A 16,800-nucleotide genomic window follows, 5' to 3' on the forward strand; every position below is an offset into this window, starting at 1 on the left:
ATTTTAAACATTTTGGGAAGGAAAAATTCCCTTCCCAAAAATAATTAACCTAGTAGTTAGGGTTTTGAACCATGTTCTTGTTAACTGATAATTCTGTAGCAGGAATTGGCAAGGCATACTGCGCTTTTGTTGGCAATAAAATAAGTGCACTACCCGTAGCAGCTACATCTGCTGGCGTTCTTTCAATTTGCATATTTCTTCTTCTCAAATCAAAGAAACGATGTCCTTCAAATGCGAGCTCTTTGTATCTTTCATCATAAATGGCGTTAATTAATGCCGTTTTATTGGCAAAGGTTTCATTCACATAGCCATTAATTCTAGCGGCACGTAAGGCATTAATATCTTCTGCTGCATCGCCAGTGCCCTCAGCTCTAGCTTCCGCTCTAATTAAATACATCTCACCAGTTCTGAATTGCTTTACATCGGCTAAACCTGGTGTAGATGAAGTACCACCAATGTATTTATTTACCAGATATTTAGATCTTGTTCCGGTACGAGAATTATCAAATTTAATGTAAGGCACATATCTGATGTCGTTTGTCTGATCAAACGTAGCGATCAATTTAAAAGATGGCGCATATAAAACGTAACTACCAGATTGTCTAAAAAAGAAGTCTCCTGTTCTAGAATCACCACTTACTCGTTTCAATTTCCAGATTACTTCATTGTCGTTTGCATCAATCCAAATGCCAGGGAACTGCGCTTTTGTAGCTAAAGGTACCGCATTGATTACTTCGGTAGCATATTTATCAGCATCTACCCAATTCTTTTCGTATAGGGCTACACGGGCTTGAATAGCAGCAACAGCAATTTTTGTGATCCTAGTCTTATCTGTAAAAGTAGATGGGATTAAAGCCTTTGCCGCAATCAAATCTTTCTTTGCTTTGGCAATTACAGCCTCAAAACTCTCTCTTGCAGGATAAACGATAGCTGATTTCTCCATATAGGTTACCCCTAATGCTCCCGTTTGATAAGAAGAAGCATAAGCCCTTAACAACTCAAAATGCAGATAGGCACGTAAGGCCAATAATTCGCCTCTATAACGATCTGCAAGTGCAATATCAGTTCCTGTAAAGGTTAATTTATCCATTGCTTCCAACACTCTATTTGCACGATCAATGGCCTGATAATTTGTATAATACAAACCCGTAACAGAGCCATTAGAGCCATTGTATAACCACCTAAAGGCGTCGCTATTGCCAACTGTGTTTTCTTGTGGGTATATCGCTTCGTCAGAAACAATAGAACTATAGCTTAATGTAGAATAGTCCATAGGCGCATAAACACCTATAAGCCCTAAATTAATATCAGAAATATTTCTGAATGCCTGTTCTGGCAAGATCAAGTCTGTTGGCTTAAAATCTAACTTCGTACAAGAAGTTAATAACAACACTACAGCCAATAACATAGTGCATTTTTTATATATTTTGTTAATCATAACAGTGATTATTAAAAGTTAACATTAATTCCGGCGGTGTATGTTCTGGTATTAGGATATTGAAACCTTCCCAAAACATCATTATTTTCTGGATCTAAACCTCTCCAACTTGTCCAAGTGTATAAATTTTGTCCTTGAACAAATATTTTAACCCCTTTGATAACCTTAGTCTTTTCCAGCATGCTTTTAGGTAGCGTATAACCAATGGTTACATTTCTTAACCTTAAATAAGAAGCATTCTGAATATCTTTAGAGGTAAAGTTCCTTGGAATATCGAATCGTTGTAAGATGGCAGCATCTCCAGTATCGCCAGGATTCTTCCAACGGTTGTACAACATCCTTACCGACTGGTTACTTGTTCTATAAGATCTATTTTCATTATAAAAATCCTCATTGTTCCAACGCATTACATCGGTTACAAAAGAGAATAAAGCAGAAGCTGTAAATCCTTTATAGCTTATTGTTGTATTAAATCCACCAGTAAATGTTGGATATAAACTACCAGAATTAGTGGTACTTTGCGTATTTGCATTATAATTAGCTGTAGTACTTCCGTCTAAATTATAATACCTTGCTTCGCCGGTTGCTGGATCTACACCTGCCCAATCTGGTGCAAAATAAGTACCATAAGGCAATCCAACCTTTATAATTCTAGAGTCTCCATCAGGAAAAAAATCAGTTACATCACTCACACGAAGAATCATATTCTTATTGTAACCTGCATTTGCACCTAAACTCCAAGTAAAGTCTTTGGTTTTAATTACATCTCCATTGATATCAAACTCAATACCTCTGTTTCTCATTCTACCCGAGCTTAAAGGGAGTGTAGTATAACCTGAAACGGCAGAAGGTGGTTGATTAATGAACATATTATTAGTGATTTTGTTATAAAAATCGGCACTTAAACGTAACCTATTGCTTTTAAACAAACTCAAATCAAAACCAACATTAAACTCTCCAACATACTCCCAGTCATAATCTATATTACCTGCTTGGGTTGCACGGATACCGGTATTACCACCATAGGTGGTATTTCCATAAGCCTGTTGATATTCAAAATTACCACCAAATGAGCTTGCTGTAGTTCCATAACTTGCCCGCACTTTTAAATCAGATACAACTGCTACATCTTTAAGAAAGTCTTCTTTTTTAGCATTCCAATTTGCACCTACAGAATAGAAACCATGCCATTTGTTTTTAGGCACCACTGTTGTAGACCCATCGTAACGGTAACTTCCAGTAAGCGTGTATTTATTATCATAAGTATAACGTGCAATTCCCATAAAGGATGCCATTGCATTTCTGGTTTTACCACCAGAAAGCGTGGGTAAGAAAACTGTACTTACGTTAATGCCTGCTGGTGTTTCTGGTAAACGACTATCAATACCAAAACCTCTATATCCAAAAGATTTGTAATCATTGTAGATATATTCATAAAAACCTGATAGCTCTACATCATGCTTACCATTAAATGTTTTAGCAAAGGTTAAACCACTAGTTGAAACCACACCAAAGTTTCGGCGACTTATTTCATCTAAACGACCTCTTCCGCCTAAAGTATTCGAATTAGATCTGGATCCATAGTAAGAATCTGGATTAATGTAATTTTCATCTGATGAATTTCTATAATCAATACCAAATCTGGTAGTAGCTTTCAATGAAGGAAGAACCTGATATGAAAATGTCCCTCCAACAACCGATTTAAATTGATCGGTCTTGTTACTTGAATTTAACAACCGCTCTAAAGCTAAAGTACCTTCACGTTGATCTAATATATTATATTTTGGCAAACTGCTAATTCCCGGATGCACCAAAGTACCATCAGATGCATAAGGTTTCTCGTAAGGTAAAGCATAGTATACCGCAGACATTGCCGTACCTGCAGAAGTGGTGCCTTCTCCATCTATAAAGGTAGATTGAGAATAACCTAGAGAAATATTAACATTTCCACTAAACTTATCATCATTAAAATCTAAATTACTACGTAGTGCATATCGATTTAACCCTGTGTTTAAGGCCACACCTTCTTGTTTGTAATAATTTAGGGAATTGTAGAAACGCAATTTTTCATTTCCACCACTGATGCTCACCTGTTGGTCCTGAAATTTACCCTTACGGAAAAAGATATCTCTCCAATCGGTATTAATTTGTCTTAAACTATCCAAAACAAAATCTGCACGAGCACGGGTGGCGGCAGTACCAGCAGCATAAGTTGGGTTTTTAGGAGAATAAGTCCATCCTGGCCCAATGTTCACGCCTGTTAAGCCTATTTCTTCTTCAAACTGTAACCTTTCATTGGTATTCATCATCACAAAGTTTGGTCTACTCAAGTTAGAAAAACCATACTGAGAGTTATAGGTGACAGCAACTTTACCTGCCTTACCCTTTTTAGAAGTATAAACAATTACTCCATTAGCTCCCCTAGAACCATATAATGCGGTAGCTGATGCATCTTTTAATACGGTTGCTGATTCAATATCATCAGGATTAATGGTTTGGAAATATCCTGATTCTATAGGCACACCATCTAAGATCATGAGTGGCCCTCTAACTCCATTAACCGTACCAATACCTCTAATTACCACAGAAGCACTTTGCCCTGGCTGGCCTGAAGTAGAAATCACACTCATACCCGGCACACGGCCCTGCAAAATCTGATCGAGCGTTAAACCAGGTACTTGGTTAATTTTTTCTGCTGCTACTAAAGAACTCGCACTTGCCGATTGAGCCTTGGTATAATTGGTATAACCGGTAATTACTACATCATTTAGTAAATTGGATATTTGTGATAGGCCAATTGTACCTAATTGTGCTTTGGCCTGCACTTCTTTATCTGCATAACCCAAATAAGAGATCACCAATGTTTCGCCCTCGCCAACGTTCTTTAAGATAAAAGACCCATCATTACCAGAAATGGTACTGATTGTCTTACCTTTTACCTTAATAGATGCCCCAGGCATGGCCGTGCCATTTTCATCAACTACCTTACCTGTTACATCAATTGCTTTCATGGCTTGGATAAGTTCTGTTTTAGGGGTGATCAAAATGGTATTCTCTTTAATCTCATAGCTAAATGGCTGAGATTTTAAAGCAGCAAGCAACACATCTTTAAGTTCGGCATCTTTTACGTTGATGTTTACTGGTTTTGATTTTTGTTGAATCAGATCCAGATCATACAAGAAAAAATAACCTGTTTGACGTTTGATTTCTTTTAAAACCTGCTCTAATGGCATGTTTTTTTGGCTGATGCTAATGCGTTGAGAAAATGCCGAAGCACTTACCTGCAAGCACAAAACAGTTAAAAAGATAACGGTAAGTTTCATAGCCCTGATTAATTTGTGGTTAAAATAATTTGCAATAGCACCTTGAGGCTGTCCAGCCCTGGCTGCATTGCTTTTAATGTAGAATTTCATACATTTTTGAGTGTTTAGGTGTGGTTAAATAGTTGTTGATTTTTTGTATAATGTGTTGGTTATTGGTTGTAGGTTTTCTTCATATTCCTCCTCGTTTATTTTGTAATTACTTTTAATACTCTATTTTCTTCTATTTCAAAATTGATGTTTCCGGTTAATTCTAACATCTTTAGCACTTCAGAAAGCTTAGCGCTTCTGGGCACCATTCCATTGTATCTTTTATTAGGTACAGAACTGTAATCAATTTTAACATCGTACCATCGTTCCAATTGGTTCAGAATACTTTTTAAACCAGCACTATTAAACCTGAAAAGCCCATTTTTCCAGGCAGTCTCATCGTCTGTGTCTACTTGTAAGATATTGATGGTACCCAATCCATAATTGCTGATGATGGATTGTTCTCCAGGTTTTAAAATTTTAGAAGAATTGTCGTTACTTACTTTTACACTCCCCTCTAACAGCGTGGTTTTAACAGATTGATCATCCATATAACTGTTAATGTTAAAATGGGTACCCAATACTTCTACCTCCTGGCCTCTATTGTCTTTTGGAGAAGAAACCGTTTTGACAAAGAAAGGACGGGTTTTATCTTTGGCCACTTCAAAATAAGCTTCGCCAGTAAGGATTACCCTACGCTCTTTACCGGTAAATACTTCTGGATATTTTAAAGAAGATGCTGCGTTTAGCCAAATCTTTGTGCCATCTGGCAACAAAACCTGATACTGGTTCCCTTTAGCAGTCTCTATGGTGTTATAAGCAATTGTATTTCCCTTCTGAACGCCATTGCTTACTTTATAGATCAATTGACCATCTTTAGTTTTGGAGATCGTTAACCCATTTTTTTCCATGATATTTTCATTGCTATGGTTATCTAACACAATTTTAGAACCATCAGCCAATGTCAATATGGCTTTATCTACTCCTGGTAAAACATCTAAAGTTTTATCGTTAATGGCCAACACACTTTCTGTATTGAGCCCTTTATTTTTAGACAGGTATAAAACACCAAAACCCAATACCACTAGAATTGCAGCTGCAGCCACATAACGATAAAAAGGAACAATTCTTTTGCTGGTTTTTGAATGCGCAATACCAGCCTTAATTGCTTGAAAATTTTCTTCCTCTAAGCGTAAAATTTCTGCTTCGCTCGAGTGGTCAAGTATATTTTCTCCTTTTTCTAAATACTGGTAATATTCCTCAATAAATTTAATTTCTTCGGGTGTTGCATTACCAGCAACATACCTTTTAATGAGTTTATCGAGGTCTTTTCTATGGTTATAGGGGTTCATTTTCCTTGCCTTTTATATAGATGTACCCGAAAGACAAAAAACTCCCAAAAGAAAATTAAAATAATTTACTTTCTTGTAAATCTGATACAGACAGTTGAAATAGAATGGAGTTGAATTAAGAAAAAAGAACCAAAAGGATCAACATACTTAAAAGCAGTTGTGTTAACCTTAACCTTAAGGCATTTGAAGCCGTTGTCAGTTGGTTTTGAACTGTTTTTTGCGAAACATTCAATTGAGTGGCAATTTGCGAAGTACTTAATCCTTTAAAATAATGCATTAAAAACATCTCTCTCCGCTTTTGCGGAAGTGCCTTTATAAACAGCTCAATTAAAACCCGCACTTCTTTTTCTAAAACTTCACCATCTGTTGCTAAAGGCGAAATCAGTTCTGTTTCGAATGTGGCCGTAAAAGCACTACTTTTTGAATTTTTACTAATCTGTTTCAATACCTGAAACCTTACAGCTGTATGTAGATAAGCAGCAGGATTTGCTAAATCTAATGTTGCTCTTCTATTCCAGAGGTCTGTAAATACATTTTGAATAATGTCTTTACATTTTTCGGTTTCTGGGAGTCGCTTGTAAGCCGTATTAAAAAGTTGTGCCCAGTATAACTTGTAGATTTGTTCAAAAGCAGACTCATCTCCCTGCCTTAACAAGGCAAAAAGTGATTGCTCATCCACTATGTTCAACTGGTTTTTCAAAGATTAAGTTGGTTAATTAACCAAACATAATCATTTTTATGAATTTTTAGCTATGCCAACAGATGAAAACTGCAAGTCGTACAGGCGTTTATAATAGCCATCCATTTTTAACAATTGTTGATGTGTGCCTTTTTCCTTGATTTCGCCCTTGTCTAAAACAATGATCAGATCTGCCTTTTGGATGGTAGATAAACGATGGGCAATAACGATAGAGGTTCGGCCCTGCATCAGTTTTTCGATAGCAGTTTGGATCAACATTTCCGTTTCTGTATCTACCGAAGAAGTAGCTTCATCTAACACTAAAATTGAGGGCTGATAGACCAATGCCCTGATAAATGAGATCAATTGGGCCTGCCCTGCCGAAAGTGTAGCCCCACGCTCCATCACATTGTAGTGGTACCCACCCGGTAAACGTTCAATAAAATCATGTGCTCCAACTTTTTTGGCGGCATCAACCACATCATCAAATGCAATATTAGGATTGTTTAAAGTGATGTTATTAAAAATAGTATCCGAAAACAGAAAGACATCTTGTAGTACGGTAGCAATTTTACTGCGCAAATAACCCAATTCATAAGCCGAAATATCAACGCCATCTACCTTGATCTCTCCTTTTTGAATTTCGTAAAAACGGTTTAAAATATTGATAGTTGAAGATTTTCCAGCACCTGTTGCACCTACCAACGCTACAGTTTGCCCTTCTTTTACCTCGAAAGAAATGTCTTTGAGTACGTAGTTTTCATCGGCAGTTACTCCATCTTGATTGTAACTGAACCACACATTTTTAAAACTGATCTGTCCTTGCATTTGCTCAGGTGCATAGGTACCGTTGTTGGCAGTAGTTTCTTGAGTATCCAATACTTTAAATACACGTTCGGCACCTACCATACCCATTTGCAGGGTATTAAATTTATCGGCCAGCTCCCTAATTGGTCTAAACAGCATGTTGATGAACATGATAAACGTAGTAATGGTACCCGGCTCTACAGCCAGTGGTTTTTCTAAGATCATTTTAGAACCATACCAGATCAACAAACCTAAAGACAGGGCCGATATCAGTTCAACAACGGGAAAGAAAATAGAATAATACCAGTTAGAACGAATATTTGCATCGCGATAGCGGGAGTTGATCTTTTTAAACTTATTGTATTCTTGTTCTTCTCTTGCAAAATATTGGATAATAGAAATCCCACTAATATGCTCTTGGAGATAGGTATTGAGGTTGGCCACTTCAGTTCTGATCTCTTGAAAGGCCACCTTGATTGCTTTCTGAAAAATACGTGTTGCAACAATTAAAAAAGGAATAGGCAAGAGTACCACCACTGTCAGTTCCCAATCAATGTACAACATGCATCCTATAATTACAATCACCTGTAATAAATCGCCGATCATGGCAATCAGCCCTTCAGAAAAAATATCTGCAATGGTCTCCAAATCAGAAACTGTTCTTGTAATTAATTGACCAATTGGCGTTTGATCAAAATATTTCAGCCTTAACTTACTAATATGGTTAAAAACATTGATCCTTAGATCTTTAATAGCCGATTGCCCCAAAGTATTGGTAGATAAGGTTTGGCTATATTGGATAAAGGTTTGCAAAAGCAGTAGTAAGACCATTAAAATGGTCATTTCTACCAGACCTTTATAATCGCCCAAAAGAATAAATTTATCTAAGGTATAACCAATTAAAAAGGGTCTAACGGGCGTAATTAATGCCAGAGAAAGGGTAAGCACCACAGACCATCTAAAAATAGCACGATAAGGTTTTACATACTCAAAAACTCTTTTGAGCAAGCTAACATTAAACGCATCTCCGGTTATTTTAGACATCTATTATTTTAATTTTAAAGGTTGAATTTTGATTGACGGAATGTTTTTGACTACCAAATCCATTCTATTATTCTTTAATTCGATCATTTACAAACGGGTATTCTATTTTTACCAGGTATAAACCACAGGCAGGTACAGACTGGCCAGCTTTGCTTCTGTTTTTACTGTCGATGATTTTGGCTACATCTTCAATTTCAATATCACCTTTACCAACAAGCACCAAGGTACCCACAATAGCTCTTACCATATTGCGTAAAAACCGATCTGCTTTTACCGTAAAAACCAAACCATCTGCCTGCTGCTCAAAACTGGCCAAAGTGATTTTACAGTTATTGGTAAAAGTTTGTGTATTCGATTTACTAAAGCAAGAAAAGTCGGTAAATTCTAACAATACTTTAGCTGCTTGGTTCATTTTATCAACATCTAAGCTCCCTTTGTAAAACCAAGAACGGTCTATTTTAAAAGGATCTTTGTTAAAATGGATATGATATTGGTAAGCACGGGCAGTGGCATTGAATCGGGCATGTGCTTCTTCATCTACCGCAAAAATTCTTTTTACTGCAATGGTGTAAGGCAAAAGTGAATTGATACCGGTAATTGCTTTAATTACTTTTGCTTCGGCTACATCTGCAACATCAAAATGTGCAAAGAATTGGGTAGCGTGTACACCCGCATCCGTCCTTCCGCAGCCGAGACTAATAATCTCTTGTCTAAAATAGATGCTCAGTGCTTGATCTAAACAAGCTTGTACAGTAATACCATTAGGCTGGGTTTGCCAACCATGGTAGTTTGTACCATCATAACTTAGTTCTATAAAATATCTCTTACTGCTCACTTAGTGCAAAAATACTTTTTTCCTGCCATTTAGTTGTGCCTATATCCGCTTTTAATATATTTTGACAATAAAACTTTTTTCAAAGTCGTTCCAATAAAAAATAAGTTGAATGAACCCTATAAATAGTGCTTCTTAAAACACATTTTTTAGCTATTTTTGTTCAATAATTATTTAAAATCATGATACAAAGAATACAATCTGTGTGGCTTTTATTGGCAAGTTTAACCATTTGCTGCCTTGTTTTTATCCCAATGGTAACTGCCAATGTAGGCGGAATTGAATACCATGTAATTGCCAGTGGCTTATACAAGAAAATTGGCACACAAACTACACAGGTAGAATCTTATTTGCCTTTATTTATCAGTGCAGTAGCAGTGGTTTTAATCTGTTTAATTAACATTTTCAATTTCAGCAGAAGAACCATTCAAAAAAGAATAATCATTCTCACTATCATTTTAATTATTGGATTATCTTTTTGGTGCAGCCAATATGCAAAAAATATCCCTGGAGGCTTAGAAAATGCCAATTATAATGTGGGCATGTTTTTACCGGTAATTGCCATTCTCTTTTGTATTTTGGCCATAAGGGGCATTAATAATGATGAAAAATTATTAAAATCTGCAGACAGATTGAGATAAGATGTTAGCTGAAGCATTAAAGTCCATCTTTGTCAGAGACCTTCAAAAACTAAAACAAGAAATCGCTTCTTACAAAAATGAAGAGGTGATGTGGTTAATTGAAGAGTCTATTTCCAATTCTGCAGGAAATTTATGTCTTCACCTTATTGGAAACTTAAATGCTTACATTGGTGTTGGTCTTGCCAAAACAGCCTATATCAGAAACCGTGAACTGGAGTTTTCACTCAAAAATATTCCGAGAGCAACTCTAATAGAACGCATCAAAGAAACCATCATCGTAGTGGAAAACGGGCTCGATAACTTAAGTGATGAACAAATGAAGGGTAATTTCCCCATCGTAATTTGGGAGAAAGAAAGTGGAATGATGTTTACTTTGATCCATTTGACTACCCATTTAAATTATCACTTAGGCCAAATCAACTACCATAGGCGACTATTGGACAAATAGCACACTACTTTCAAAATCCAAACTTTTTTATCAAGTGAATTTCAAACTTAAGCTACTTCCATTGGCCCTTTGTATCATGTTAACATTGGGCTTGTCTTCTTGTAACCGTTACAACACTTTATACGGAACCCGTCAAATTACAAAAAACCCAGACACCTTAGCTTTAAAGAAACGCATTGCCCAAATCAAAAGCATTAGCCCTACGGTTTTTGAAGCAGGAACATTTACAGGAAAATCTACACCAACTATCAAATACAGGTTGCTTCAACCTCAGCAAAAAAAAGCTGACCTACAGAAATACCCTTTGGTCATTGTTTTTCATGGTTCTGGCGCTACAGGCACTGACAATATCAATCAGTTAGGTGTATTGGCAAAACTTTGGGCAGATCCAGCAATTCAACAGCAATATCCAGCTTATGTATTGGCGCCCCAGTTTCCAACCCGTTCTTCAAATTATGTATTGGATAGCGGTAGAAATGTGCTCAAATCTATTCCCCAACCTTGTTTAAAAACAGCTTTAGAATTGATAGACTCCTTAAAAAGAACATTAAATATCGACGAAAAAAGAATTTATGTGATTGGGTTTTCAATGGGTGCCTCGTCTGTAATCAATTCATTATCATCAAGACCAGAGTTATTTGCTGCTGGAGTAAGCATTTCTGGTATTCCAGAATTTAGCAATGTTAAAGCATTGGCAAACATTCCAATCTGGCTCATGCATGGAAAGCTAGATACAGAAAACCCAGGCGATAGTGATCAACAATTTTATAAAGAAGTGAATTATCAAAACAAAACCAGGTTCTGGGAGTTTGAAGGTACTGCACATAACGACATCATTTCAATTCCAATTCTTGGAGAAGAAATCCCAAAATGGTTGTTTAAACATCAAAAAAAATAATACCGAACTATACTGCATTTTTGTCTCAGCAATATTTAAATTTAGATAACTGGATTTAGGATGTGTAAATTCAAGTTCAAATTACATATTTATGGAAATTAAAGTAATCCTTACAGGAGCTACTGGTTTAGTGGGCGAAGGTGTATTATTGGAATGCTTAGCTCATCCAAATATAGTTGAAGTATTAACAGTAGGTCGCAGACCAAGCCATATCAAACACCAAAAACTAAAAGAATACATTGTAGCTGATTTTTTGAAACTAGAAGAAGTTACTGAACAATTAACAGGTTATGATGCTTGTTTTTATTGTGCGGGGATCAGTTCAAGAGGACTTAATGAAGTGCAATATACGCACATCACGTATGATATTACCTTACATTTTGCTCAAAAACTACTTGAACTTAACCCCAACATGGTTTTTGCTCATGTATCTGGAGGTTCGACAGATAGCACTGAAAAAGGAACAGTGATGTGGGCCCGCGTTAAAGGTAAAACTGAAAATGCACTGATGAGATTACCTTTTAAAAAGGTTTATAATTTCAGGCCCGGTTTTATGAAACCAACAGAAGGCCAACAAAACGTTAAAAGTTATTATAAAGTAATGAGCTCCTTGTATCCAGTGTTGCGTTTCTTAATGCCTAACCGAGTAAGCACCATGAAGGAAGTAGGTCTAGCCATGATCAATAGTGTATTAAAGGGCTATTCTAAATCAATTTTGGAAGTGGAAGACATCAAGTTGCTAGCTAAAGCTTAATGGTTACTGCACAATCTCCTCGGCACTACTTAACGTAAAAAGTTATGCATACCTTTGCGGAGTTCTACCATTTCATCACTTTATCAATTGAGTAAGCCCATTACTGCTAAAGATCCTTTCTTCACTCCTTTTGAGTTTTCAATTGACTTCAATATCCTGCCTCAGCAATTGATGCTGATGTTAGGGGCCGAACCTCATCCTTTATGTAAAACTGCAGCTACACAATTACAAGTCCATTTGCATACCCAACAAGAATGGCAGCACAATTTTGGCCTAACAACCGATCCTACAGAAATTATCGGAAAAATGTTTGGCGTGCTTGTGGTAGAGACCTTACAAAATGAGATTGGCTATTTGGCCGCATTTTCTGGCAAATTGGCTGGTGGCAACCATCATGCTAAATTTGTTCCACCAGTTTACGATTTACTTTCTCCAGATGGTTTTTTGAACCATGGGATGCAAAAACTTACTGAGCTCAGTCAAAAGATTAAAGAATTAAAAGAAAATAAAACAGATCAAGAGCAGCTCAACCTCCTACAAGTTGCTCGCAAAAAGCATTCTGTAACTTTACAAAAAGAGATTTTTGAACACTATCATTTTTTAAACCAAGCAGGTGAAGAAAAAAGTTTAAATGAGATTTTTAAAACCGCAGGTTACAAAAATCCACCTGCGGGTGCAGGAGAATGTGCAGGGCCTAAGCTGTTACAATATGCATTTAAACACCAAATGAAACCCATTGCCCTTGCAGAATTTTGGTGGGGCCAATCTCCAAAATCAGCCACTTGGAAACATGGTCATTTTTATGCTTGTTGCAAAGAAAAATGTGAGCCGATATTGGCCCATATGCTTAGTGGGATCGGTAACAAAGCAGAATAATCGAAGCTAAATTCACGCTTCATTTTCCAATCTACTCTTAATCAATAATTTCCAACAGATTATTGAGCGAAAAACTATTTACTTAGCAATCAGTAAAATACCGATTATTAACCGTACCTTTGCGCCTTAATTAAAAAATGTTATAATGATAAACCCATTTAGTAAATTGGGGATAAGTGATGACGTTGTTAATGCCGTAAAAGAGCTAGGTTTTGAAAATCCTACGCCTATTCAGGAGCAATCTATTCCTGTACTGTTAGAAGGTAGTAACGACTTTGTTGGTTTGGCCCAAACAGGAACAGGAAAAACAGCCGCATTTGGATTGCCGCTGTTAGAATTAATAGACTTTAAGAGCAATAAGCCGCAGGCATTAATTTTGTGCCCAACGCGTGAGCTATGTCTACAGATCGCAAACGACATCAAGAATTTCTCTAAAAACACGCCTAATGCACATGTGGTTGCCGTTTACGGTGGCGCAAACATTATGCAACAACTACGCGAAATACGCAATGGCGTACAAATCGTAGTGGCCACGCCCGGCCGTATGTTAGATATCATTGGCCGTAAAGCCATCGATTTCACAAACGTTAAATATGTAGTATTGGATGAAGCAGATGAAATGTTAAACATGGGCTTCCAAGAAGACATTAACGACATTTTATCGACTACACCAGACGATAAAAAAACATGGTTATTCTCTGCAACTATGCCTCCTGAGGTTCGTCGCATTGCAAGAAACTACATGGAAAACCCTGTAGAATTAACCATGGGCACCAAAAACACAGGTAACGTAAATATCGAACACGAATACTATATTGTACGTGCCAGAGATAAATATGCTGCCCTAAAAAGAATTGTAGATTTTAACCCAGAAATTTTTGCCGTAGTATTTTGTAAAACCAAATTGGATACACAAGATGTTGCCGAGCATTTAATTAAAGATGGTTACAACGCAGATTCTTTACACGGCGATCTTTCGCAACAACAACGTGATAAGGTAATGCAACGTTTCCGCGATCGTAACATGCAATTGTTAATTGCTACCGATGTTGCTGCTCGTGGTATTGATGTAAACAACGTTACACACGTAATCAATTACTCTTTACCAGACGAGATTGAAAGTTATACCCACCGTAGTGGTCGTACAGGCCGTGCCGGTAAAACAGGTATTTCGATCTGTATCGTTAACTCTAAAGAAATTGGTAAAATCCGCCAGATTGAAAGAATTATCGGTAAACAATTTACAAAAGCAGAATTGCCAACTGGCTTTGATGTTTGCGAAAAACAATTGTTTGCACTAGTTCATAAAGTTCACAATGTGGAAGTAAACACAGAACAGATTGATCAATATATCCCTAGGATTATGGATGAATTTGCTGAATTAACTAAAGAAGACGTGATCAAACGTTTTGCATCTTTAGAATTCAACCGTTTCTTAGAATACTATAAAAACGCACCAGACTTAAACGCAAGTGCTGACGACCGTGGAGACAGAGGTGAAAGAGGCGAACGTGGTGCTAGAAGTTTCAACAATAGCGATTACACTCGTTTATTTATCAATGTTGGTTCTGTGGATGATTTTACCAGAGGCGATCTATTAGGTTTTGTATGTAACAATGGCAAAATCAGTGGTAAAGCGGTTGGAAAAATCGACCTTAAAGGAGTTTATTCTTTCATAGAAGTTGAAAATGCAACAGTAGATAGTTTATTCACCAACTTTAAAGGCATTACATTTAATGGCCGTGAAGTAAGGATTGAAAAAACTGCCGAAGGTGATACTAGAGGTAGCAGTGAAGGTGGCGAACGCAAACGTAGCTTTGGTGGCGGCGGAGACAGAAGACGCGAAGGCGGCGGTGGTTTCGGCGGTGGCGAAAGAAGAAGCGGCGGTGGTGATAGAAGAAGTAGTGGTGGTGGAAGCGGAAGACGCGAAGGTGGAAACAGTGGTGGCGGTTTCAGAGATTTCTCTGGTCGTAACCGTGAAGATAGAGGCGGTAATGCCGGCGGAAGACGTGAAGGCAATGGTGGCGGCGAAAGAAGACGTCGTTCATAGTTTTCAGTTCCCAATTATAAAAAAGCTCCATGACAAACATCATGGAGCTTTTTTTTATTTCAGTTCACAGTTTACTTAGCATTGTAAATTACCAACTGAAAACTGTAAACTAATTAACTGGTCTCGTTTTAATCTGGCTCGCTTTTAAATAAACCTTCGCTCCTTTTTTATCGATATAATATTTCTTGTTTTTCCCATCAATGTAAACATTGGAACCATCTGGTGCCATTTTACCTTTAAAGGTTTGGTCTACCACTTTTGCGCTTCCTTTTACCGCTACTTCTGCTGTTTTATTCCCTACACTTTTAGCGCCCTTTTCTACAGCTTTACCTGTTTTTTGTAAGGCCTTACCTACTTCTGTTTTCTTCTCCTGCGCATTTGCAGTAAATGTAACCGAGGCTATCATAGCCATGGCTGCTAAACCTAATACATACTTTTTCGTTTTCATGAGATTTAATTTTATAACTAAACAACTACTTTAAATTATTGTTTGCCAGAGCTATCCTTATTTTGGATACAACAATAAGTAATTAGGCTACTTTTTTGAAGCAACTGTACACCACTTTTGTATTGTTAATTAGAGCAAAAAAAATATGAGCAACATTCAAACAACTCCACTAGGAAGCCAAGGACTTATTGTTCCTACAATTGGCTTAGGCTGCATGGGCATGAGTACAATTGCCGGCACAGATATTTACGGCAAAGCCGATGAACAGCAAGCTATCGCTACCATACATAGATCTTTAGAGCTTGGGGGCAATTTCTTAGATACTGCAGATTTATATGGCCCTTTGCACAATGAAAGATTAATTGCCAAAGCCATCAAAGGAAATAGAGACAAATACATTATTGCCACTAAATTTGGTTTTGAGATTGACGATAACGAACAGCTCACCTGGCGCATTAACGGACAAAAAGATTATGTTAAAAAAGCCGTAGAACGCTCACTCAAAAATTTGGGCACAGATTATATCGACTTATATTACCTGCATCGTGTAGATCCAAATACACCCATTGAAGAAACTGTAGAAGCTATGGCGGCCTTGGTAAAAGAAGGAAAAGTAGGTTATATTGGCCTATCTGAAGTTTCGGCAGCAACGATTAAAAAAGCACATCAGATCCATCCATTAACTGCAGTACAAACCGAATATTCGTTTTTTGAAAGAACAGCTGAAGAAAATGGAATTACAGCAACACTGGAAGAGCTAGGCATTGGGTTTGTAGCCTATTCGCCAATTGGCAGAGGCTTTCTTTCTGGCGAGATTAAAACACCAGATGATTTTCCAGCTGATGATTTTAGAAGAAGTATTCCACGTTTCCAAGGTGAAAATTTCTACAAAAATATGGAGTTGGTGCATGCTATTAAAGAGTTGGCAACGGCTAAGGGAATTACAGTTTCGCAATTGGCCATTGCCTGGATCATCTCTAAAGGTTTTTTACCTATACCAGGTACCAAACGAGTAAATTATGTAGAAGAAAACATTGCAGCTACCGAAATTAAACTAACTGTCGCCGAACTTGCTGCATTAGAAGCTATTGTTCCTTTAGGGTTAGCCACAGGCGATAGGTACGATGCAAATGGTATGGCCATGGTAAATTTGTAAAAAACAATATGGAAAGGCTATCTTTAA

14 protein-coding genes are annotated in these 16,800 nt (G+C 37.2%); 7 read left to right on the forward strand and 7 right to left on the reverse strand.

What is annotated here, in order from left to right; translation table 11 throughout:
* Positions 1 to 49: 49 nt before the first annotated feature.
* The 6 genes from AQF98_RS02810 to truA all read right to left on the reverse strand — a co-directional run bounded on the left by AQF98_RS02810 (position 50) and on the right by truA (position 9,505).
* Positions 50 to 1,438 (reverse strand): RagB/SusD family nutrient uptake outer membrane protein, encoded by a 1,389-nt coding sequence (locus AQF98_RS02810; RefSeq protein WP_055130393.1) that lies wholly within the window; start codon positions 1,436 to 1,438, stop codon positions 50 to 52.
* Between the two features lie 11 nt (positions 1,439 to 1,449).
* The gene (locus tag AQF98_RS02815; protein ID WP_235524160.1) at positions 1,450 to 4,851 is read right to left on the reverse strand and encodes a SusC/RagA family TonB-linked outer membrane protein; all 3,402 of its coding nucleotides are present in this window, start codon (positions 4,849 to 4,851) and stop codon (positions 1,450 to 1,452) included.
* 95 nt (positions 4,852 to 4,946) lie between these two features.
* Positions 4,947 to 6,140: a FecR family protein gene (locus AQF98_RS02820; protein ID WP_055130394.1), complete on the reverse strand. Its 1,194-nt coding sequence runs from the start codon at positions 6,138 to 6,140 to the stop codon at positions 4,947 to 4,949.
* 115 nt (positions 6,141 to 6,255) lie between these two features.
* Complete coding sequence (locus AQF98_RS02825) at positions 6,256 to 6,840, reverse strand: RNA polymerase sigma factor (protein ID WP_082434877.1); 585 nt, start codon at positions 6,838 to 6,840, stop codon at positions 6,256 to 6,258.
* 36 nt (positions 6,841 to 6,876) lie between these two features.
* Positions 6,877 to 8,670, reverse strand: a complete 1,794-nt coding sequence (locus AQF98_RS02830) for an ABC transporter ATP-binding protein (protein ID WP_055130395.1) — start codon at positions 8,668 to 8,670, stop codon at positions 6,877 to 6,879.
* A 67-nt stretch (positions 8,671 to 8,737) separates the two neighbouring features.
* The gene (gene truA / locus AQF98_RS02835) at positions 8,738 to 9,505 is read right to left on the reverse strand and encodes a tRNA pseudouridine(38-40) synthase TruA (RefSeq protein ID WP_055130396.1); all 768 of its coding nucleotides are present in this window, start codon (positions 9,503 to 9,505) and stop codon (positions 8,738 to 8,740) included.
* A gap of 179 nt (positions 9,506 to 9,684) precedes the next feature.
* Here truA and AQF98_RS02840 point away from each other — a divergent pair, with 179 nt between their 5' ends.
* The 6 genes from AQF98_RS02840 to AQF98_RS02865 all read left to right on the forward strand — a co-directional run bounded on the left by AQF98_RS02840 (position 9,685) and on the right by AQF98_RS02865 (position 15,169).
* Positions 9,685 to 10,143, forward strand: coding sequence for a DUF4293 domain-containing protein (locus AQF98_RS02840; protein WP_055130397.1), 459 nt, complete (start codon positions 9,685 to 9,687; stop codon positions 10,141 to 10,143).
* A 1-nt stretch (position 10,144) separates the two neighbouring features.
* Positions 10,145 to 10,591, forward strand: a complete 447-nt coding sequence (locus tag AQF98_RS02845) for a DUF1572 family protein (protein ID WP_055130398.1) — start codon at positions 10,145 to 10,147, stop codon at positions 10,589 to 10,591.
* Positions 10,592 to 10,625: 34 nt separating this feature from the next.
* Positions 10,626 to 11,489: an alpha/beta hydrolase-fold protein gene (locus AQF98_RS02850; RefSeq protein ID WP_152969619.1), complete on the forward strand. Its 864-nt coding sequence runs from the start codon at positions 10,626 to 10,628 to the stop codon at positions 11,487 to 11,489.
* A gap of 91 nt (positions 11,490 to 11,580) precedes the next feature.
* Positions 11,581 to 12,243, forward strand: a complete 663-nt coding sequence (locus AQF98_RS02855; RefSeq protein WP_055130400.1) for an NAD-dependent epimerase/dehydratase family protein — start codon at positions 11,581 to 11,583, stop codon at positions 12,241 to 12,243.
* Between the two features lie 54 nt (positions 12,244 to 12,297).
* Entirely contained in the window at positions 12,298 to 13,119 is an 822-nt protein-coding gene (locus AQF98_RS02860) for a hypothetical protein (protein WP_200911828.1), read from the forward strand.
* A 145-nt stretch (positions 13,120 to 13,264) separates the two neighbouring features.
* Positions 13,265 to 15,169 carry a DEAD/DEAH box helicase gene (locus AQF98_RS02865; protein WP_200911829.1) on the forward strand — a complete coding sequence of 635 codons (1,905 nt, stop codon included), beginning with the start codon at positions 13,265 to 13,267 and terminating at the stop codon, positions 15,167 to 15,169.
* Positions 15,170 to 15,278: 109 nt separating this feature from the next.
* Here the strand turns inward: AQF98_RS02865 and AQF98_RS02870 are convergent, their stop codons facing one another.
* Positions 15,279 to 15,617: a hypothetical protein gene (locus tag AQF98_RS02870; protein WP_055130401.1), complete on the reverse strand. Its 339-nt coding sequence runs from the start codon at positions 15,615 to 15,617 to the stop codon at positions 15,279 to 15,281.
* A gap of 145 nt (positions 15,618 to 15,762) precedes the next feature.
* On the opposite strand from AQF98_RS02870, the gene AQF98_RS02875 reads away from it, so the two are divergent.
* A complete protein-coding gene (locus tag AQF98_RS02875) occupies positions 15,763 to 16,773 on the forward strand; it encodes an aldo/keto reductase (RefSeq protein ID WP_055130402.1) in 1,011 nt (336 codons plus the stop codon).
* Positions 16,774 to 16,800: the final 27 nt, after the last annotated feature.

Origin of the sequence: Pedobacter sp. Hv1, assembly GCF_001412215.1 — a bacterium.
Taxonomy (GTDB): domain Bacteria; phylum Bacteroidota; class Bacteroidia; order Sphingobacteriales; family Sphingobacteriaceae; genus Pedobacter.